The following is a 21,189-nucleotide window of genomic DNA, read 5'->3' as shown; positions in this document are numbered from 1 at the left end:
TATAAAAAACCGTGCCGCGGAGTGATCCGGGCACGGTTTTTTGTTGCCTTGGAAAAAGTGCTGCTTAGTCCTTGCGAACCCAGCGCGACTGGCGCCACACCTGCTGCTGTGCCTCGGTCTGGAAGGTCCAAGCCACGAAACGACTCTGCTTCTGGCCCTGGGACATTTCCACCACCTCGCTGCGCAGTGCTCCGGCTTTTTTCAGGGCGGCCTGAATCGCCGGCAGGTTCGAGGCTTTCGACACCAGCGTGCTGAACCACAGCACTTGCCCGGCCACTTGTACGCTCTCACTGATCAGTTGGGTCACGAAGCGCACTTCCCCACCTTCGCACCACAACTCCGCCGCCTGGCCGCCAAAATTCAGCACCGGCAACTTGCGTTTCGGGTCCGCCTTGCCCAGCGCACGCCATTTGCGCTGGCTGCCTTTGGTGGCTTCCTCCAGGGATGCATGGAACGGTGGATTGCACATCGTCAGGTCGAACCGTTCGCCGTCTTCCAAAAGACCCAACAGGATCTGCTTGCGGTTGGTTTGCTGGCGCAGTTGGATGGCCTTGTTCAAGCCATTGGATTGAACGATGGCCTTGGCCGAGGCAATGGCGGTCGGGTCGATCTCAGAGCCGAGGAAGTGCCAGCGGTAATCGCTGTGGCCGATCAGCGGATAAACACAGTTGGCGCCGGTGCCGACGTCCAACACCTTGACCGCCGCCCCACGAGGGATCTCGCCGCCGTTATGGCTGGCGAGCAAATCGGCGAGAAAGTGCAGATAGTCCGCACGGCCGGGCACCGGCGGGCACAGGTAGTCCGCCGGAATGTCCCAATGGGCGATGCCATAGAAAGATTTGAGTAGCGCCCGGTTGAACACCCGCACGGCTTCAGGGCTGGCGAAGTCGATGCTTTCCTTGCCGTAAGGATTGATGATCACGAAGTTCGCCAGTTCCGGGGTGCTCTTGATTAACGCCGGGAAGTCATAGCGTCCCTGATGGCGGTTTCGCGGATGCAGGCTGGCCTGCTCTCGAGGCGCTTTGGCTTGGGGGGCAGGCTTGGGCTTCTGGCGGGCAGGTTTGGGGGGGCGAGGGGCGGTCATGGGCGGGTCGATTCGGGGCTGGTTCAAAAAGTGGCGGGCATTGTCCCACATCCAGCCTGGTCGTGATGACTGCTCGGTTTAAATGCGGGAGCGATACGGTAGGGAAAGTGACAGGCAGAAAAAAGGAGGTCACCAGGACCTCCTTCTTCAATCGCAAATCACATTTACAAGCTGGCAATCCGCGCGTGCTGGTCAGCCAGTTTGCCCAGTGCCTGTTCGGCCTCGGCCAGCTTGGCTCGTTCCTTTTCGATGACATCAGCCGGAGCCTTGTCAACGAAGCCGGCGTTGGACAGCTTCCCGCCGACGCGCTGGACTTCGCCTTTGAGGCGCAGGATTTCCTTGTCCAGGCGCGCCAGTTCGGCGGCCTTGTCGATCAAGCCAGCCATCGGCACCAGCACTTCCATCTCGCCGACCAGAGCGGTCGCCGATAGTGGCGCTTCTTCACCGGCCGCCAGGACCGTCACCGATTCGAGCTTCGCCAGCTTCTTGAGCAACGCCTCGTTTTCGTTGAGGCGACGCAGGTCTTCGGCGTTGGCGTTCTTCAAGAACAGGGTCAGCGGCTTGCCCGGGCCGATGTTCATTTCGGCGCGAATGTTGCGCAGGCCGAGCATGAAGGTCTTCAGCCACTCGATGTCGTCTTCGGCTGCCGGATCGATGCGGCTTTCGTTGGCCACCGGCCACGGTTGCAGCATGATCGTCTTGCCTTGGGCGCCGGCCAGCGGTGCGACGCGCTGCCAGATTTCCTCGGTAATGAACGGCATGAACGGATGCGCCAGGCGCAGGGCCACTTCCAATACGCGAACCAGGGTGCGACGGGTGCCGCGCTGGCGTTCAACCGGCGCGTTCTCGTCCCACAGCACAGGCTTGGACAGTTCCAGGTACCAGTCGCAGTACTGGTTCCAGATGAACTCGTACAGCGCTTGTGCCGCCAGGTCGAAACGGAACTGATCCAGCTGGCGGGTCACTTCGGCTTCGGTGCGTTGCAGCTGGGAAATGATCCAGCGATCGGCCAAGGTCAGTTCAACGGCTTCGCCGTTCTGGCCACAGTCTTCGCCCTTGTCCAGCACGTAGCGTGCAGCGTTCCAGATCTTGTTGCAGAAGTTGCGATAGCCTTCGACGCGGCCCATGTCGAACTTGATGTCGCGACCGGTGGATGCCAGCGAGCAGAAGGTAAACCGCAGAGCGTCGGTGCCGTAGCTGGCAATGCCCTCGGCGAATTCTTCGCGGGTGGCCTTCTCGATCTTCTTCGCCAGTTTCGGCTGCATCAGGCCCGAGGTGCGTTTCTGCACCAGCGTTTCCAGGTCGATGCCGTCGATGATGTCCAGCGGGTCGAGGACGTTGCCCTTGGACTTGGACATCTTCTGGCCCTGGCCGTCGCGCACCAGGCCATGGACGTAGACAGTCTTGAACGGCACTTGCGGCGTGCCGTCTTCATTTTTGACCAAGTGCATGGTCAGCATGATCATCCGGGCGACCCAGAAGAAAATGATATCGAAGCCGGTGACCAGCACATCGGTGGAATGGAATTTCTTCAGGAATTCGGTCTGCTGCGGCCAGCCCAAGGTCGAGAACGTCCACAAGCCGGAGCTGAACCAGGTATCGAGAACGTCGTTGTCCTGTTGCAGCGCAACGTCCGGACCGAGGTTGTGCTTGGCGCGGACTTCGGCTTCATCGCGGCCGACATAAACCTTGCCCGACTCGTCGTACCAGGCCGGGATGCGATGGCCCCACCACAGCTGGCGGCTGATGCACCAATCCTGGATGTCGCGCATCCACGAGAAGTACATGTTTTCGTATTGCTTGGGCACGAACTGGATGCGGCCGTCTTCCACGGCGGCAATCGCCGGCTCGGCCAGCGGCTTGGTCGACACGTACCACTGGTCGGTCAGCCACGGCTCGATGATGGTGCCGGAACGATCGCCCTTCGGGACTTTCAGCCCATGGTCGTCAACGCTGACCAGCAGGCCGGCGGCGTCGAATGCGGCAACGATCTGCTTGCGCGCTTCGAAACGGTCCAGGCCGGCGTATTCGGCCGGGATCTGGCCGTCGATGCTTTCGTTCAGCGTGCCGTCGAGGTTGAACACCTGGGCCGCTGGCAGGACATTGGCGTTCTTGTCGAAGATGTTCAGCAGTGGCAGGTTGTGGCGCTTGCCGACTTCGTAGTCGTTGAAATCGTGGGCCGGGGTGATTTTCACGCAGCCGGTGCCGAATTCGGGGTCGCAGTAATCGTCGCCGATGATCGGGATACGACGGCCAACCAGCGGCAGCTCGACGAACTGGCCGATCAGCGCCTGGTAGCGCTCGTCGTTCGGATTCACCGCCACGGCGGAGTCGCCCAGCATGGTTTCCGGACGCGTGGTGGCGACAATCAGGTAATCCTTGCCTTCGGCGGTCTTGGCGCCGTCAGCCAGCGGGTACTTCAGGTTCCACAGGAAACCTTTCTCGTCGTGGTTCTCCACTTCGAGGTCGGAAATGGCCGTGTGCAACTTGGTGTCCCAGTTGACCAGGCGCTTGCCGCGATAGATCAGGCCGTCTTCATGCAGGCGCACGAAGGCTTCCTTGACCGCTTCGGACAGGCCGTCGTCCATGGTGAAGCGCTCGCGGCTCCAGTCCACGGACGAGCCGAGGCGACGGATCTGGCGGCTGATGTTGCCGCCGGACTCGTCTTTCCATTCCCAGACTTTCTCGAGGAATTTCTCGCGACCCAGGTCATGGCGATTCTGGCCCTGGGCTTCGAGGCGGCGCTCCACCAGCATTTGCGTGGCGATACCGGCGTGGTCGGTGCCCGGCTGCCACAAGGTGTTGCGGCCTTGCATGCGACGGAAACGGATCAGGGCGTCCATGATCGCGTTGTTGAAACCATGGCCCATGTGCAGGCTGCCGGTGACGTTCGGCGGCGGGATCATGATGGTGTAGGAATCGCCCGCGCCTTGCGGAGCGAAATAATTCTCGGACTCCCAGGTGTTGTACCAGGAAGTTTCAATGGCGTGCGGCTGGTAGGTCTTATCCATGCGCGGCGGGACCCTATTGGCATTCATTCAGGAAAAGCCGGGAAGTATAGCGGGGGGGGCAGCTGCAAGCTATAAGCCTCAAGCTGCAAGAAGGGAGTCCGGCTTTTGCTTTTTTCTTGCAGCTTAAAGCTTGCCGCTTGTAGCTGCGGCGAGCAGCCGTTCCATCCTCGCCTCCAGCCGGCGCTTGATCTCGGTTTCGATGTGCGGGGCGAAGTCGTCGATCACGTCTTGCATGATCAATTGCGCCGCCGCGCGCAGTTCCCGGTCCAGGTGCAGCAGGGCATCCGGGCCTTTGGGCTCGGCCTTGGGCGCAGACTTGGGTTCGGGTTGGCCGTTGATCGGATCGAACAGCAGCGGGATCTGTTCGTCGTGCACGGGTTCATGCTCGACCGTATCGGTCAACAGTGGCGGTTGCAGGTTGTCGTCACCGAGCAACTGGCGGATCGATTCAAGATCATCCAGCAATTGCGCGGGTTTTTGCGGTTGTTTAGGAGTGTCCATCGTAGGCTCAGAGTCGCTGTAAACGGTGGTCTTGCAGAGGATAGCCCTGTTCGCGGTAGAAGCGGAAACTCTCCCGCGCGGCTTGTCGGATGGCCGGGTCTTCCACCACCACTTCCGCCACGCGGGCGAAGCGCTGGGCGAAGGCTGGCACTTTCAGGTCGAGGTTGACCAGCAGGTCCTGGTGCTGACCGCAGTCATCGCCCAGCCCGAGCACGATCAAGCCTTCAGGTTCGCTTTCCGCCGGGCCATGGGGCACGAAGCTTTCGCCCTTGAACGCCCAAAGGCGCGCATCGAGGTCCTCGCGCTGGGCGGCATCGCTGCAATGCAGGTAGATGCGATGGCCCATGCGCCAGGCCTTTTCAGTGAGCTTGCAGGCGAAATCCAGCCGCGCCGACGGATCGGCGCTGGGCAGGATATAGAAATCTACTTTGGTCATTGCGGTTCCTGAGTCGCCGCTGGCGCCACCCGAGGGCGACGCCAACGACGGTCATCGGTGTCAGGCCTTGGCGCGGTCCAGCAGGTATTGGGTCAGCAGGGGGACCGGACGGCCGGTGGCGCCCTTGTCCTTGCCGCCGCTGGTCCAGGCAGTGCCGGCGATGTCCAGGTGCGCCCAGTTCAGGTTCTTGGTGAAGCGCGACAGGAAGCACGCCGCCGTGATGGTCCCGGCTTTCGGGCCACCGATGTTGGCGATGTCGGCGAACGGGCTGTCCAGTTGTTCCTGGTATTCGTCGAACAGCGGCAATTGCCAGGCACGGTCGTCGGCTTGCTGGCCGGCGCTGAGCAGTTGGCCGATCAGCTCGTCATTGTTGCCCAGCAAGCCCGACGTGTGGGCGCCCAGGGCGACGACGCAAGCGCCGGTCAGGGTCGCGATGTCGATCACCGCTTGCGGCTTGAAGCGCTCGGAGTAGGTGAGGGCGTCACACAGTACCAGGCGGCCTTCGGCGTCGGTGTTGAGGATTTCGACGGTCTGGCCGCTCATGGTGGTGACGATATCGCCCGGACGCGAGGCGGTGCCGCTGGGCATGTTCTCGGCGCAGGCGAGGATGCACACCAGGTTGATCGGCAATTGCAGTTCGAGCACGGCGCGCAGGGTACCGAACACGCTCGCGGCGCCGCCCATGTCGTACTTCATTTCATCCATGCCGGCACCGGGCTTGAGGCTGATGCCACCGGTGTCGAAGGTAATGCCCTTGCCGACCAGTGCGTACGGCTTCTCGGATTTCTTGCCGCCGTTGTATTGCATGACGATCAGGCGCGGCGGCTGGGCGCTGCCCTGACCCACGGCATAGAACGAGCCCATGCCCAGGTCCTTGATCTTCTTCTCGTCGAAGACTTCGACCTTGAGGCCCTTGAACTCCTTGCCCAGAGCCTTGGCCTGTTCGCCCATGAAGGTCGGATGGCAGATATTCGGTGGCAGGTTGCCCAGGTCGCGAGTGAAGGCCATGCCATTGGCGATTGCGGTGGCGTGGGTCACGGCGCGCTGGACTTCAGCCTGGGCGGCCTTGATGGTCAGCAGGGTGATTTTCTTCAGGGCGCGGGGTTCGGCTTTCTGGCTCTTGAATTGGTCGAACTGGTATTCACCATCCACCAGGGTTTCGGCCAACAGGCGGTTCTTGCCGTAGCTGTCGCGACCCTTGACCACCAGTTCGTCCAATGCCAGTGCGGCATCGCCGCCGCCCAGGCTTTTGAGGGTGCCGAGCACGCCGGCTATGATCTTGCGGAACGGCCGGTCGCCCAGCTCGGCATCCTTGCCCACGCCCACCAGCAGCACGCGCTCGGCCTTGAGGTTGGGCAGGCTGTGCAGCAACAGGCTCTGGCCGACCTTGCCAGCCAGGTCGCCGCGCTTGAGCACGGCGCTGATGGCGCCGCCGCTCATGGCGTCGAGCTGGGTGGCGACGACGCCAAGCTTGCGGTTTTCACCAACGGCAACTACCAGCGTGGCAGTCTTCAACGTTTCTGGGCTGACGCTTTTTACAACCAGTTCCATGTCCGGATCCCTGAGTGAATGGTCAAGAGGCAGGCGCCGGGCAGTGGCGCGCTGAACAGCTGTCTTCTATCTATGAGGCAGCTTCGAGCGGCAAGCTCCAAGCGGCAAGCTGAAGCAGTACGCGTACTGCCCTGAACTTGCCGCTTGGAGCTTGCCGCTTGCAGCTGACCTTATAAAAGAAGCGCCGGTGCATGCCGGCGACAAAGGCCGCAGTTTGAACCCCGGCGCCCGAGCCTGACAACCCTCGGCGTTGTTAACTTTTTGACGTTGAGGCGTCTGCATTAAAGCGTTCGCAGTGACAGGCGCCTCCAATCACAGGATAATGCGGCTCTTTTTTCGGCGGCTCGCTCGTATGGGCTGGCTCGATACGTGTCTTGTTTGGCCGCCTTAGCCTGACAATCCTGGAGTGTCTGGTTTGATCGTCTTCCGTTATTTATCCCGCGAAGTCCTGCTGACCCTGAGCGCTGTGAGCGCCGTGCTGCTGGTCATCATCATGAGCGGGCGTTTCATCAAGTACCTTGCCCAGGCGGCCTCCGGCGCCCTGGACCCAGGCTCGCTGTTCCTGATCATGGGGTTCCGCCTGCCGGGCTTCCTGCAATTGATCCTGCCGCTGGGGTTGTTCCTCGGCATCCTGCTGGCTTACGGTCGCCTGTACCTGGACAGTGAAATGACCGTGCTGTCGGCCACCGGCATGAGCCAGCAGCGTCTGTTTCGCATCACCTTGTTCCCGGCAACGCTGGTGGCGCTGGTGGTGGCCTGGCTGAGCCTGAGCCTGTCGCCCCAAGGCGCCAATCAGTTCCAGTTGCTGATCAACCAACAGGACGCCATGACCGAATTCGACACCCTGGTGCCGGGGCGCTTCCAGGCCCTGCGCGACGGGACGCGTGTCACCTATACCGAACAGCTCTCGGACGACCGGGTCAACCTGGGCGGGGTCTTCATTACGCAAAAGAACCTGTCATCGGATACCAGGAAGGATCGCGGCATCTCCGTGCTGGTGGCAGAGAAGGGCCGCCAGGAAATCAACCCTGACGGCAACCGCTACCTGATCCTCGAAAATGGCTACCGCTATGACGGCAAGCCGGGGCAGGCCGATTACCGCGCCATCAAGTACGACACCTATGGCGTGCTGCTGCCCAAGCCCGAGGCCAGCGACGAAGTCACCGACCGCGATGCCATGCCTACGGCCAGCCTGCTGGGCAACGATGACATTCGGGCCCGCACCGAACTGCAGTGGCGCCTGTCGTTGCCATTGTTGGTGTTCATCGTGACGCTCATGGCGGTCCCGCTGTCGCGGGTCAATCCGCGCCAGGGCCGTTTCCTCAAGCTGCTGCCGGCGATTCTTTTGTATATGGCTTACCTGACTATCCTGATTTCCGCCCGCAGCGCCCTGGAAAAAGGCAAGATCCCGCCGGCCCTGGGCCTGTGGTGGGTGCATTCGATCTTCCTCGCCATTGGCCTGGGGTTGCTCTACTGGGAGCCGCTGCGCCTGAAACTGGCCAGCCGTCGCAGCGCGCTGGAGGTGGCCCGTGGTTAAACTCGACCGCTATATCGGTAGCAGCGTATTCATGGCGATCCTCGCTGTCCTGGGGATCATTCTCGGGCTGGCGACCTTGTTTGCCTTCATCGACGAAATGAGCGATGTCAGCGATACGTACACCCTGGCCGATGTCCTGAGCTACGTGTTGCTGACCGCGCCGCGCCGTCTATACGACATGTTGCCGATGGCCGCGTTGATCGGTTGCTTGATCGGCCTGGGCAGCTTGGCGAGCAACAGCGAGCTGACCATCATGCGCGCCGCAGGCGTGTCCATCGGTCGGATCGTCTGGGCGGTGATGAAGCCGATGCTGGTGCTGATGCTGGTAGGTGTGCTTATCGGTGAATACGTCGCCCCGGCGACTGAGAATACCGCCCAGGCCAACCGTTCCCTGGCCCAGGGCGGCGGTGATGCGCAAAGCGCCAAGCATGGCCTCTGGCACCGCCAGGGCGACGAATTCATTCATATCAACTCGGTCCAGCCCAACGGAACGCTGTATGGCGTGACGCGGTATCGCTTCGATGACCAGCGTCACATGCTGTCGTCGAGCTTCGCCAAACGCGCGAAATTTACCGAGGATCATTGGCAGCTGACGGACGTCACCACCACCCTGTTCCATGACAAGCGCACCGAAGTGGTCACTGCTCCCGAGGAGCGTTGGGACGTGGCCCTGAGCCCGCAATTGCTCAGCACCGTGGTGATGGCGCCGGACTCCTTGTCGATTACCGGATTGTGGGGATATATCCACTATCTGGCGGACCAGGGTCTGAACAACGGTCGCTACTGGCTGGCTTTTTGGGTCAAGGTGTTGCAGCCGCTGGTGACCGCTGCCCTGGTACTGATGGCGATTTCCTTCATCTTCGGTCCGCTGCGTTCGGTGACCCTTGGTCAGCGGGTATTCACCGGTGTGCTGGTGGGCTTCACCTTCCGCATCGCCCAGGATTTGCTGGGACCATCGAGCCTGGTGTTCGGTTTCTCGCCGCTGTTCGCGGTGCTGGTGCCGGCCGGTGTCTGCGCGCTGGCCGGCCTCTGGCTGCTGCGCCGGGCCGGTTGACCTGAGTTCAATGTGGCGAGCGAGCTTCTGTGGGGAGGGAAGTTTGCTCCCTCTCCACAAAAGCTCATCGACAGGCGAGCGTGACGCTTGCTCGATGGATCAGGTACAATTCCCGGCTATTTTTCCGCGGGCCATGCCTGCAGCCTTTTTGAGTGTTGATCCGTGAGTGATTTGAGTCATATCCGCAATTTCTCCATCATCGCCCACATTGACCATGGCAAGTCGACGCTGGCTGATCGGTTCATCCAGATGTGCGGCGGCCTGGCCGAGCGTGAGATGGAAGCCCAGGTCCTGGATTCCATGGACCTGGAGCGTGAACGCGGGATCACCATCAAGGCCCACAGCGTTACCCTCTATTACAAAGCCCGCGACGGTATCACCTACCAGCTCAACTTCATCGATACCCCGGGTCACGTCGACTTCACCTATGAAGTCAGCCGGTCGCTGGCGGCCTGCGAAGGTGCGCTGTTGGTGGTCGATGCCGGCCAGGGTGTCGAGGCCCAGTCGGTCGCCAACTGCTACACGGCCATCGAACAGGGGCTTGAAGTCATGCCGGTGTTGAACAAGATCGACCTGCCCCAGGCCGATCCGGACCGGGTGAAGGAAGAAATCGAAAAAATCATCGGCATCGATGCCACTGACGCGGTCACGTGCAGCGCCAAGACCGGCCTGGGCGTCGACGAAGTGCTCGAGCGCCTGGTCGCCACTATCCCCGCGCCGACCGGCAACATCGAAGATCCGCTGCAAGCGTTGATCATCGACTCCTGGTTCGACAACTACCTGGGTGTTGTTTCCCTGGTTCGCGTGCGCCATGGCCGCGTGAAGAAGGGCGACAAGATCCTGGTCAAGTCCACCGGCAAGATCCACCTGGTGGACAGCGTTGGTGTCTTCAACCCGAAACACACTGCCACCGTCGACCTGAAGGCCGGTGAAGTGGGCTTCATCATCGCCGGTATCAAGGACATCCATGGGGCGCCGGTCGGCGACACCCTGACCTTGAGCTCCACCCCCGATGTCGATGTGCTGCCAGGTTTCAAGCGCATCCAGCCGCAGGTCTATGCCGGCCTGTTCCCGGTCAGCTCCGACGACTTCGAAGACTTCCGCGAAGCCCTGCAAAAGCTGACCCTGAACGACTCGTCCCTGCAATACACTCCGGAAAGCTCCGACGCCCTGGGCTTCGGCTTCCGTTGCGGGTTCCTGGGCATGCTGCACATGGAAATCATCCAGGAGCGCCTGGAGCGCGAATATGACCTGGACCTGATCACCACGGCGCCGACGGTAATCTTCGAACTGTTGCTCAAGAACGGCGAGACGATCTACGTCGATAACCCGTCCAAGCTACCGGACCTGTCGGCCATCGAGGACATGCGCGAGCCGATCGTGCGCGCCAACATCCTTGTGCCTCAGGAGCATCTGGGCAACGTCATTACCCTGTGCATTGAAAAGCGTGGGGTGCAGCATGACATGCTGTTCCTCGGTACGCAGGTCCAGGTGACCTACGACCTGCCGATGAACGAAGTGGTGCTGGACTTCTTCGATCGCCTGAAATCCACCAGCCGCGGTTATGCTTCGCTGGACTATCATTTCGATCGCTACCAATCGGCTAACCTGGTGAAGCTGGATGTGCTGATCAACGGCGAGAAAGTCGATGCCCTGGCATTGATCGTGCACCGTGACAACGCGCACTACAAAGGTCGCGCATTGACCGAGAAGATGAAGGAACTGATTCCGCGGCAGATGTTCGACGTGGCAATCCAGGCCGCCATTGGCGGGCAGATTGTGGCGCGCACAACCGTCAAGGCGCTCAGAAAGAACGTATTGGCCAAATGCTACGGCGGTGACGTTAGCCGTAAGCGCAAGCTGTTGGAAAAGCAGAAGGCCGGTAAAAAACGCATGAAGCAGGTCGGCAACGTGGAAATTCCACAGGAAGCCTTCCTTGCGGTGCTCAGGTTGGATAGTTAGGTCCTATGTCGCTAAATTTCCCGCTGTTGCTGGTTATCGCCGTGTTCGTCTGCGGCTTGTTGGCGTTGCTTGATCTGTTGTTCCTGGCGCCTCGGCGCCGGGCCGCGATTGCCTCTTATCAGGGCAGCGTCAGCCAGCCTGATGGCGTGGTCATCGAAAAGCTCAACAAGGAACCGCTGCTGGTCGAATACGGCAAGTCGTTCTTCCCGGTGCTGTTCATCGTGCTCGTGCTGCGCTCGTTCCTGGTGGAGCCGTTCCAGATTCCGTCCGGTTCGATGAAGCCGACCCTGGACGTTGGCGATTTCATCCTGGTGAACAAGTTCTCCTACGGGATCCGGCTGCCGGTGATCGACAAGAAAGTCATCGAGATCGGCGACCCGCAACGCGGCGATGTCATGGTGTTTCGCTTCCCGAGCGACCCTAACGTCAATTACATCAAACGTGTGGTCGGCCTGCCGGGCGACAAGATCCGCTACACCGCCGACAAGCGCCTGTTTGTCAACGGCGAACTGGTGGCAGAGCAGTTGATCGGTTCCGAACCGGGCACCCTGGGCAGCGCCGAGCTGTACAAGGAAAAACTCGGCGAAGCCGAACACCTGATCCGCAAGGAAATGAGCCGCTACCGCGCCACGCCGGACCATTCGTGGACCGTGCCGGCAGGGCACTATTTCATGATGGGCGACAACCGCGACAACTCCAACGACAGCCGGTATTGGGATGATCCGAACATTCCCAAGGACATGCTGGGCATGGTCCCCGACCGCAATATCGTCGGCAAGGCCTTTGCGGTCTGGATGAGCTGGCCGGAACCCAAACTCAGTCACCTGCCGAATTTCTCGCGGGTTGGCCTGATCAAGTAATCACACACGGCGCTGTTGAACACAGCGCCGAATGCATTTCTGGAGCCTGCACAAGGTTGCCCGAAGGCATGAAGCCAACGATAGTCAGGACGTCATTTTTGAACACAGCGTTAATTGTCCCAAGCCAACGGCGCCTCGCCGCCGTGGCGGTGGAATCCAGCCACGAACTCAGCGTGGGTAAACCGTGAGCGTTTCTCTAAGTCGTCTCGAGCGCCAGCTCGGCTACACTTTCAAGGATCAGGAGCTGATGCTCCTGGCTCTCACTCACCGCAGTTTTGCCGGGCGTAACAATGAGCGCCTGGAATTCCTTGGCGACGCCATTCTCAATTTCGTGGCTGGCGAGGCGTTGTTCGAACGCTTTCCCCTGGCTCGCGAAGGCCAGTTGTCGCGTTTGCGCGCACGATTGGTGAAAGGTGAGACCCTGGCGGTACTCGCCCGCGGTTTCGACCTGGGCGAATACTTGCGCTTGGGCTCGGGTGAATTGAAAAGTGGCGGTTTCCGTCGCGAGTCGATCCTGGCCGACGCCCTGGAGGCATTGATCGGGGCGATTTACCTGGACGCGGGCATGGAAATGGCACGTGAGCGTGTGCTGGCCTGGCTGACTTCCGAGATCGACAGCTTGACGCTGGTGGACACCAACAAGGATCCGAAGACCCGATTGCAGGAATTCCTGCAATCGCGCAGCTGTGATCTGCCGCGCTACGAAGTGGTGGATATCCAAGGTGAGCCGCATTGCCGAACCTTCTTCGTCGAATGCGAAGTGGTCTTATTGAATGAAAAAAGCCGGGGCCAGGGTGTGAGTCGTCGTATTGCCGAACAGGTAGCCGCGGCCGCAGCACTGATCGCCTTGGGCGTGGAGAATGGCAATGACTGATACAACCGTCACCCGCTGCGGCTATGTTGCCATTGTCGGACGGCCGAACGTGGGCAAGTCCACGTTGCTGAACCACATCCTCGGCCAGAAGCTGGCGATCACCTCGCGCAAGCCCCAGACCACCCGCCACAACATGCTGGGCATCAAGACCGAAGGCGCCGTTCAGGCGATCTACGTCGACACCCCGGGCATGCACAAGGGCGGCGAAAAGGCCCTGAACCGCTACATGAACAAGACCGCCTCGGCGGCGTTGAAAGACGTCGACGTGGTGATCTTCGTGGTCGACCGCACCAAGTGGACCGACGAAGACCAGATGGTCCTCGAGCGCGTCCAGTACGTAACCGGCCCTTTGATCGTCGCGCTGAACAAGACCGACCGCATCGAAGACAAAGCCGAGCTGATGCCGCACCTGAGCTGGTTGCAGGAGCAGTTGCCCAATGCCCAGATCATCCCGATCTCTGCCCAGCACGGCCATAACCTCGACGCGCTGGAACGGGTGATTGCCGACCACCTGCCGGAAAATGATCATTTCTTCCCCGAAGACCAGATCACCGACCGCAGCAGCCGTTTCCTCGCCGCCGAGCTGGTGCGCGAGAAAATCATGCGCCAGATGGGCGCCGAGCTGCCGTACCAGATCACGGTCGAGATCGAAGAGTTCAAGCAGCAAGGGAAGACCCTGCATATTCATGCGTTGATTCTCGTTGAACGTGACGGCCAGAAGAAAATCATCATTGGCGACAAGGGCGAGCGTATCAAGCGCATCGGCACCGAGGCGCGCAAGGACATGGAGCTGCTGTTCGACTCCAAGATCATGCTCAACCTGTGGGTCAAGGTGAAGGGCGGCTGGTCCGACGACGAGCGTGCATTGCGCTCATTGGGTTACGGCGACCTGTAATCTGATTGGCTGGGGGCGGGCTCTTGTGGCGAGGGAGCACGCTCCCTCGCCACAAGATCTGTTCATCCATTGATATCTTATTGATATTCAGGCCCCTGATGTCCCCCAACCAACCCCTCGCGCAATCCGCCTACGTCCTGCACTCGCGCGCCTACCGCGAAAGCAGTGCCCTGGTGGACTTCCTCACGCCCCAAGGGCGGTTGCGGGCGGTGTTGCGTGGGGCGCGGGGCAAGGCCGGGACGCTGGCGCGGCCGTTCGTGCCGCTGGAAGTCGAATTCCGCGGGCGGGGCGAGTTGAAGAACGTCGGGCGCATGGAAAGTAATGGCGTGGCGGCCTGGCTCAACGGCGAGGCGCTGTTCAGCGGCTTGTACCTTAATGAGTTACTGATTCGCCTGCTGCCGGCCGAAGATCCCCATCCCGCCGTTTTCGACCACTACGCCGCCACGCTGCAAGCCTTGGCCGAGGGTCGCCCCCTGGAACCGCTGCTGCGTTCATTCGAGTGGCGCCTGCTGGACGACCTGGGCTACGGTTTTGCCCTGGACACCGACCTGCACGGCCAGCCCATCGCCGCGGACGGTCTGTACCGCTTGCAAGTGGATGCGGGCCTGGAGCAGGTCTATCAATTGCAGCCTGGCCTGTTCAATGGCGTTGAGTTGCTGGCGATGGCCGAGGCCGACTGGACCGCACCGGGCGCCTTGGCGGCGGCCAAGCGCTTGATGCGCCAAGCCTTGGCGGTTCATTTGGGTGGTCGGCCGCTGGTCAGTCGCGAGCTGTTTCGCAAGCCCTGATCTACCCGTATGCTGTGGGCCGAATCTCTGTCCATTCAGGAGCGCTTTTCGTGAGCACCAGCAATCGCATTCTTCTCGGCGTGAACATCGACCATGTCGCCACCCTGCGCCAGGCCCGTGGTACGCGCTACCCGGATCCGGTCAAGGCCGCATTGGACGCCGAAGAGGCGGGTGCCGACGGCATCACCGTGCACCTGCGCGAAGACCGTCGCCATATCCAGGAGCGCGACGTGCTGCTGCTCAAGGATGTGCTGCAAACCCGCATGAACTTCGAAATGGGCGTGACCGAAGAGATGATGGCGTTCGCCGAGCGCATCCGCCCGGCACATATCTGCCTGGTACCGGAAACGCGCCAGGAACTGACCACCGAAGGCGGCCTGGACGTCGCGGGCCAGGAGTCGCGGATCAGCCTCGCGGTGGAGCGGCTGTCGAAGATCGGTGCCGAAGTCTCGCTGTTCATCGACGCCGACGAGCGGCAGATCGAGGCCTCCAAGCGTGTCGGCGCACCGGCCATCGAGTTGCATACCGGTCGTTATGCCGATGCCGAAACGCCGACGGACGTGGCCGATGAGCTGCAACGGATCGCCGATGGCGTCACCTTTGGCCTGGCCCACGGGTTGATCGTCAATGCCGGCCATGGCCTGCACTACCATAACGTCGAAGCCGTCGCGGCCATCAAAGGCATCAACGAACTGAACATCGGCCATGCGCTGGTGGCTCACGCGTTGTTCGTCGGGTTCAAGTCGGCTGTGTCTGAAATGAAAGCGCTGATCCTGGCTGCGGCCAAGTCCTGACCGCAGCCACAAAACCTAATGTGGCTGCTCACTTAAGGCTTGCCTGATTCATTGTGGCGAGGGAGCTTGCTCCCGCTCGGTTGCGTAGCAACCGCAAAATCTTGGGGCCACTTCGCCCGAAGCGTCGGACCGGCCCAGCGGGAGCAAGCTTCCTTGCCACGGGGTCATCGCAGTCTCAGGAATTGTGTTCAGCTGTTTATAACTGCGGGGATTCCTGGCTTGGCTTGCTCTTGTCCACGCCCGGTACGTGCAGGTTGCCTTCGGCCACCTGGTCGCCTTCAAGCTGCGGCTGGGTTACCCAGGTCAGGATGTCGTAGTAGCGGCGGATGTTCGCCACGAAATGCACAGGTTCGCCGCCCCGGGCGTAGCCGTAGCGGGTCTTGCTGTACCACTGTTTCTGGGACAGGCGCGGCAGGATCTTTTTCACATCCAGCCACTTGTTCGGGTTCAGGCCTTCCTTGGCGGCGAGCTTGCGCGCGTCGTCCAGATGGCCGCTGCCTACGTTATAGGCGGCGAGGGCGAACCAGGTGCGGTCTGGCTCTTCAATGCTCTCGTCCAGTTGCTCCTTCATATACGCCAGGTACTTGGCGCCGCCCATGATGCTTTGCTTCGGATCCAGGCGATTGGACACGCCCATGGCCTGCGCGGTGTTCTGGGTCAGCATCATCAGGCCGCGCACGCCGGTCTTGGAAGTAACCGTCGGTTGCCAGAGCGATTCCTGATAGCCGATCGCCGCCAGCAGCCGCCAATCGACCTTCTCTTTCTTGGCGTAGGCCTTGAAGTGCTGTTCGTATTTGGGCAGGCGTTGCTGCAGATGTTGGGCGAACGTGGTGGCGCCCATGTAGCCGAGGACGTCAACGTGGCCGTAATAGCGGTCCTTGAGGCGCTGCAGCGTGCCGTTTTTCTGCACCTTGTCCAGGTAGGCGTTGATTTCGTTGAGCAGGCTGTTGTCTTCGCCCGGGCCCACCGCCCAGCTTTGGTTGCGGGCATCGCCCAGGTCAAACGCCACGCGTACGTTGGGGAAGTACACCTGATTCATCGCCACTTCGTTGGAGTCCACCAGGGTCAGGTCGATCTGGCCTTCATCGACCATGCGCAGCAGGTCGACGACCTCAACCGCGTCGGACTCCTCGTATTCGATGCCCGGATATTGCTGCTTCAACTGCGCCAGCTGTTCGGCGTGGGAGCTGCCCTTGAGCACCATGATCTTCTTGCCGGCCAGGGCAGCCGCGTCGGTAGGGCGGGACTGGCCGTTGCGGTAAATGATCTGGGGGGTGACTTCCAGGTAAGGGTGGGAAAACCGTACCTGTTTCTTGCGCTGTTCGCTGCTGACCAGGCCTGCGGCGGCCAGCACCGGGCCGTTGGGCTTGCCCACCTGGCCGAACAGGTCGTCGAGGTTGTCGGCGGTCTCGATTTTAAGCTCGACCCCCAAATCCTCGGCGAAGCGCTTCACCAGCTCGTATTCGAAGCCGGTTTCACCGTTGCGATCCTGGAAGTAGGTGGCGGGGCTGTTACGGGTGACGACCCGCAGCACGCCATCCTCCTTTACGCGCTCCAGTGTGTTGGGTTTCTCAACACAACCACTGAGCACCAGGAAGAGTCCGGTTGCGATCAGCCATCTGGCGTACCGCGGACGCAAAGCCGTTGGGGAAAACATCTGCGCAGTATACGCAAACGGCCTCGACCGCCATATATCGACAGTAAAAGGCCAGCCTGCCAGAGGTTGCAAAACGTGTCCGCAACACAGGCGGGCCGGCGCGCGGCGGATTTTATGTTGGTAAAAAATAACTCCATGGCGTTATCGCAACAGCGGCGCGATCAGGCCGTCTGCGTCACGACCGACGTTCGGCTGGCATTGCACCTACCGTTTCGGATGCCGTCGCCAGCGGTTTAGGCTAGAATGCACGGCCTCAAAGCACACCCCTTCCCGAGGCTGTCCCGAAGATGTTGATCCTGCGCGGCGCTCCTGCCCTTTCTGCCTTTCGCCACAGCAAACTTCTTGAGCAACTGAGCCAGAAAGTACCGGCTGTCAGTGGCTTGTATGCTGAATTCGCTCACTTCGCCGAAGTCACCGGCGGTTTGACCGGCGACGAACAGCAGGTGCTCGCGCGCCTTCTGAAGTACGGTCCCAGCGTTCCAGTCCAGGAGCCGGCCGGTCGCCTGTTCCTGGTCCTGCCGCGTTTTGGCACCATTTCGCCGTGGTCGAGCAAGGCCAGCGACATCGCCCGCAACTGCGGCCTGGCGAAAATCCAGCGCCTGGAGCGCGGCATTGCCTTTTATGTCGCTGGTCAGTTCAGCGAGGCCGAGGCCCAACTGATCGCCGATGGCCTGCATGACCGCATGACCCAAGTCGTACTGGGCAACCTGGAGCAGGCCGCCGGCCTGTTCAGCCACGCCGAACCCAAGCCACTGACCGCCATCGATGTACTGGGCGGCGGCCGTGCCGCGTTGGAAAAAGCCAACGCCGAGCTGGGCCTGGCCCTGGCCGAAGACGAGATCGATTACCTGGTCAATGCCTTCCAGGGCCTGAAGCGCAACCCCCACGACATCGAACTGATGATGTTCGCCCAGGCCAACTCCGAGCATTGCCGCCACAAGATCTTCAACGCCAGTTGGGACATTGACGGCCAGAGCCAGGAAAAAAGCCTGTTCGGCATGATCAAGAATACCTACCAGATGCACAACGAAGGTGTGCTGTCGGCCTACAAGGACAACGCGGCGGTCATCGTCGGCAACGTTGCCGGTCGCTTCTACCCGAACCCCGAGACCCGCCAGTACGGTGCGGTCCAGGAGCCGGTGCACATCCTGATGAAGGTTGAGACCCACAACCACCCGACCGCCATCGCCCCGTTTCCGGGCGCGTCCACCGGTTCCGGTGGCGAGATCCGCGACGAAGGTGCCACCGGTCGCGGTGCCAAGCCCAAGGCCGGCCTGACCGGTTTCACCGTGTCGAACCTGCAGATCCCGGGCTTCGAGCAGCCGTGGGAAAAGCCGTACGGCAAGCCTGAGCGCATCGTCAACGCCCTCGACATCATGATCGAAGGCCCGCTGGGCGGCGCGGCATTCAACAACGAATTCGGCCGTCCGGCCCTGACCGGTTACTTCCGTACCTTCGAACAGTCCATCACCACCCCGCGTGGTGAAGAAGTTCGTGGTTACCACAAGCCGATCATGCTCGCTGGCGGCATGGGCAACATCCGCGCCGAACACGTGCAGAAAGGCGAGATCGTGGTCGGCTCCAAGCTGATCGTCCTCGGCGGCCCGGCCATGTTGATCGGCCTGGGTGGCGGCGCGGCTTCCTCCATGGCCACTGGCACCAGCTCGGCCGACCTGGACTTCGCTTCGGTCCAGCGGGAAAACCCGGAAATGGAACGCCGTTGCCAGGAAGTTATCGACCGTTGCTGGCAGTTGGGTGAACACAACCCCATCAGCTTCATCCACGACGTCGGCGCGGGCGGCCTGTCCAACGCGTTCCCGGAACTGGTCAACGACGGCGGCCGTGGTGGCCGCTTCGAACTGCGCAACATTCCGAATGACGAGCCGGGCATGGCCCCGCACGAAATCTGGAGCAACGAATCCCAGGAGCGTTACGTCCTGGCGGTCGGCCCGGCCGACTTCGAACGCTTCCAGGCCATTTGCGAGCGTGAGCGTTGCCCGTTCGCCGTGGTGGGTGAAGCCACCGCCGAGCCGCAACTGACCGTGACCGACAGCCACTTCGGCAACAGCCCGGTGGACATGCCGCTGGAGGTGCTGCTGGGCAAGGCCCCGCGCATGCACCGTTCGGCTGTTCGCGAAGCGGAGCTGGGCGACGATTTCGATCCGTCGACCCTCGACATTGCCGACTCCATCGAGCGCGTGCTGCATCACCCGGCCGTGGCGAGCAAAAGCTTTTTGATCACCATCGGCGACCGCACCATCACCGGCCTTGTGGCCCGCGACCAGATGGTCGGCCCATGGCAAGTGCCGGTGGCCGACGTCGCCGTGACCGCCACCAGCTTCGACGTCTACACCGGCGAAGCCATGGCCATGGGCGAGCGTACCCCTCTGGCGCTGCTGGACGCCCCGGCGTCGGGTCGCATGGCGATCGGCGAGACCCTGACCAACATCGCGGCGTCGCGCATCGGCAAGATGTCCGACATCAAGCTGTCGGCCAACTGGATGTCCGCCGCCGGTCATCCGGGCGAAGACGCCCGCCTGTACGACACCGTCAAGGCGGTCGGCATGGAGCTGTGCCCTGAGCTGGGCATCACCATTCCGGTGGGCAAGGACTCCATGTCCATGGCCACGCGCTGGAACGACGAAGGCGTGGACAAGAGCGTCACCTCGCCGCTGTCGTTGATCGTAACCGGTTTCGCTCCGGTCACCGACATCCGCCAGACCCTGACCCCGCAACTGCGCATGGACAAGGGCACCACCGACCTGATCCTGATCGACCTGGGCCGTGGCCAGAACCGCATGGGCGCCTCGATCCTGGCCCAGGTGCATGGCAAGCTCGGCTCGCAAGCGCCGGACGTCGATGATGCCGAAGACCTGAAAGCCTTTTTCGCGGTGATCCAGGGCCTCAACGCCGACGGTCACTTGCTGGCCTACCACGACCGTTCCGACGGTGGTTTGCTGACCACCGTGGTGGAAATGGCCTTCGCCGGTCACTGTGGCTTGAACCTGACCCTGGACAGCGTCGCCGAATCCGCCGCCGAGATCCCGGCGATCCTGTTCAACGAAGAGTTGGGTGCGGTGATCCAGGTTCGCCAGGACGCCACCCCGGACATCCTCGCCCAGTTCAGCGCCGCTGGCCTGGCTGAGTGCGTCTCGGTAATCGGCCAGCCGATCAACAACGCCCACATCAACATTACCTTCAACGGCGACACGGTCTTTGAAGGCCAGCGTCGCGTGTTGCAGCGCCAGTGGGCCGAGACCAGCTACCAGATCCAGCGCCTGCGCGACAACGCCGACTGCGCCGAGCAGGAATTCGACGCGCTGCTGGAAGAAGACAACCCGGGCCTGAGCGCCAAGCTCAGCTACGACGTCAACGACAACGTGGCCGCGCCTTACATCAAGAAAGGCATTCGCCCACAAGTGGCGGTCCTGCGCGAGCAGGGCGTCAACGGCCAGGTGGAGATGGCGGCAGCGTTCGACCGCGCCGGTTTCAACGCGATCGACGTGCACATGAGCGACATCCTCGCCGGTCGCGTCGACCTGAACGACTTCAAGGGCATGGTCGCGTGCGGCGGTTTCTCCTACGGCGACGTGCTGGGTGCCGGTGAAGGCTGGGCCAAGTCGGCGCTGTTCAACAGCCGCGCCCGCGATGCATTCCAAAGCTTCTTCGAGCGCACCGACAGCTTCACCCTCGGCGTGTGCAACGGTTGCCAGATGATGTCCAACCTGCACGAGCTGATTCCGGGCAGCGAGTTCTGGCCGCACTTCGTGCGTAACCGTTCCGAGCAGTTCGAAGCCCGCGTGGCAATGGTCCAGGTGCAAGAGTCGAACTCGATCTTCCTGCAGGGCATGGCCGGTTCGCGCATGCCGATCGCCATCGCCCACGGCGAAGGCCACGCGGAATTCGAAAGCGAAGAAGCCTTGCTCGAAGCCGACCTGTCCGGTTGCGTGGCGCTGCGTTTCGTCGACAACCACGGCAAGGTCACCGAAACCTACCCGGCCAACCCGAACGGCTCGCCGCGCGGGATCACCGGCTTGACCAGCCGCGACGGCCGCGTCACGATCATGATGCCGCACCCGGAGCGGGTGTTCCGCGCGGTGCAGAACTCGTGGCGTTCGGACGACTGGAACGAAGACGCGCCCTGGATGCGCATGTTCCGCAACGCGCGCGTCTGGGTGAACTAAG

The 21,189-nt window shown here is 61.7% G+C and carries 15 protein-coding genes; 9 read left to right on the top strand and 6 right to left on the bottom strand.

Annotated elements, in window-relative coordinates:
- Window positions 1-64: 64 nt before the first annotated feature.
- From rlmF to HU806_RS08330, 5 genes are all read right to left on the bottom strand, one after another.
- Window positions 65-1,084, bottom strand: coding sequence for a 23S rRNA (adenine(1618)-N(6))-methyltransferase RlmF (gene rlmF, locus HU806_RS08350; protein ID WP_186610943.1), 1,020 nt, complete (start codon window positions 1,082-1,084; stop codon window positions 65-67).
- A 164-nt stretch (window positions 1,085-1,248) separates the two neighbouring features.
- Complete coding sequence (locus tag HU806_RS08345; protein WP_186610942.1) at window positions 1,249-4,095, bottom strand: valine--tRNA ligase; 2,847 nt, start codon at window positions 4,093-4,095, stop codon at window positions 1,249-1,251.
- Window positions 4,096-4,218: 123 nt separating this feature from the next.
- On the bottom strand, window positions 4,219-4,596 hold the full coding sequence (locus tag HU806_RS08340) for a DNA polymerase III subunit chi (RefSeq protein WP_186610941.1): 378 nt from the start codon (window positions 4,594-4,596) through the stop codon (window positions 4,219-4,221).
- Window positions 4,597-4,603: 7 nt separating this feature from the next.
- Window positions 4,604-5,032: a DNA polymerase III subunit chi gene (locus tag HU806_RS08335; RefSeq protein ID WP_135847032.1), complete on the bottom strand. Its 429-nt coding sequence runs from the start codon at window positions 5,030-5,032 to the stop codon at window positions 4,604-4,606.
- Between the two features lie 60 nt (window positions 5,033-5,092).
- Window positions 5,093-6,583: a leucyl aminopeptidase gene (locus tag HU806_RS08330; RefSeq protein WP_186610940.1), complete on the bottom strand. Its 1,491-nt coding sequence runs from the start codon at window positions 6,581-6,583 to the stop codon at window positions 5,093-5,095.
- 415 nt (window positions 6,584-6,998) lie between these two features.
- Here HU806_RS08330 and lptF point away from each other — a divergent pair, with 415 nt between their 5' ends.
- The 8 genes from lptF (at window position 6,999) to pdxJ (ending at window position 15,347) form a co-directional block, all read left to right on the top strand.
- Window positions 6,999-8,120, top strand: a complete 1,122-nt coding sequence (lptF, locus tag HU806_RS08325) for an LPS export ABC transporter permease LptF (RefSeq protein ID WP_186610939.1) — start codon at window positions 6,999-7,001, stop codon at window positions 8,118-8,120.
- Window positions 8,113-9,174 (top strand): LPS export ABC transporter permease LptG, encoded by a 1,062-nt coding sequence (lptG, locus tag HU806_RS08320; RefSeq protein ID WP_186610938.1) that lies wholly within the window; start codon window positions 8,113-8,115, stop codon window positions 9,172-9,174. The genes lptF and lptG overlap by 8 nt, the downstream gene beginning before the upstream one ends.
- Before the next feature lie 162 nt (window positions 9,175-9,336).
- The gene (gene lepA, locus HU806_RS08315) at window positions 9,337-11,136 is read left to right on the top strand and encodes a translation elongation factor 4 (protein ID WP_186610937.1); all 1,800 of its coding nucleotides are present in this window, start codon (window positions 9,337-9,339) and stop codon (window positions 11,134-11,136) included.
- A gap of 5 nt (window positions 11,137-11,141) precedes the next feature.
- A complete protein-coding gene (gene lepB, locus HU806_RS08310) occupies window positions 11,142-11,996 on the top strand; it encodes a signal peptidase I (protein WP_186610936.1) in 855 nt (284 codons plus the stop codon).
- 184 nt (window positions 11,997-12,180) lie between these two features.
- Entirely contained in the window at window positions 12,181-12,870 is a 690-nt protein-coding gene (gene rnc / locus HU806_RS08305) for a ribonuclease III (protein ID WP_186610935.1), read from the top strand.
- On the top strand, window positions 12,863-13,765 hold the full coding sequence (gene era / locus HU806_RS08300) for a GTPase Era (RefSeq protein ID WP_186610934.1): 903 nt from the start codon (window positions 12,863-12,865) through the stop codon (window positions 13,763-13,765). Before rnc ends, era begins: the two co-directional genes overlap by 8 nt.
- A gap of 98 nt (window positions 13,766-13,863) precedes the next feature.
- On the top strand, window positions 13,864-14,553 hold the full coding sequence (gene recO / locus HU806_RS08295) for a DNA repair protein RecO (protein WP_186610933.1): 690 nt from the start codon (window positions 13,864-13,866) through the stop codon (window positions 14,551-14,553).
- Between the two features lie 50 nt (window positions 14,554-14,603).
- Window positions 14,604-15,347: a pyridoxine 5'-phosphate synthase gene (gene pdxJ, locus HU806_RS08290; RefSeq protein ID WP_186610932.1), complete on the top strand. Its 744-nt coding sequence runs from the start codon at window positions 14,604-14,606 to the stop codon at window positions 15,345-15,347.
- A gap of 196 nt (window positions 15,348-15,543) precedes the next feature.
- Here the strand turns inward: pdxJ and mltF are convergent, their stop codons facing one another.
- A complete protein-coding gene (mltF, locus tag HU806_RS08285) occupies window positions 15,544-17,004 on the bottom strand; it encodes a membrane-bound lytic murein transglycosylase MltF (protein ID WP_186610931.1) in 1,461 nt (486 codons plus the stop codon).
- A gap of 287 nt (window positions 17,005-17,291) precedes the next feature.
- Between mltF and purL the strand changes: the two genes are divergently transcribed.
- Window positions 17,292-21,188 (top strand): phosphoribosylformylglycinamidine synthase, encoded by a 3,897-nt coding sequence (gene purL / locus HU806_RS08280; protein WP_186610930.1) that lies wholly within the window; start codon window positions 17,292-17,294, stop codon window positions 21,186-21,188.
- Window position 21,189: the final 1 nt, after the last annotated feature.

Origin of the sequence: Pseudomonas sp. SWRI154 (assembly GCF_014268645.1) — a bacterium.
GTDB lineage: Bacteria > Pseudomonadota > Gammaproteobacteria > Pseudomonadales > Pseudomonadaceae > Aquipseudomonas > Aquipseudomonas marvdashtae.
The sequence above is the reverse complement of the archived record's forward strand: the minus strand, read 5'-3'. Positions and strand labels throughout refer to the sequence as shown.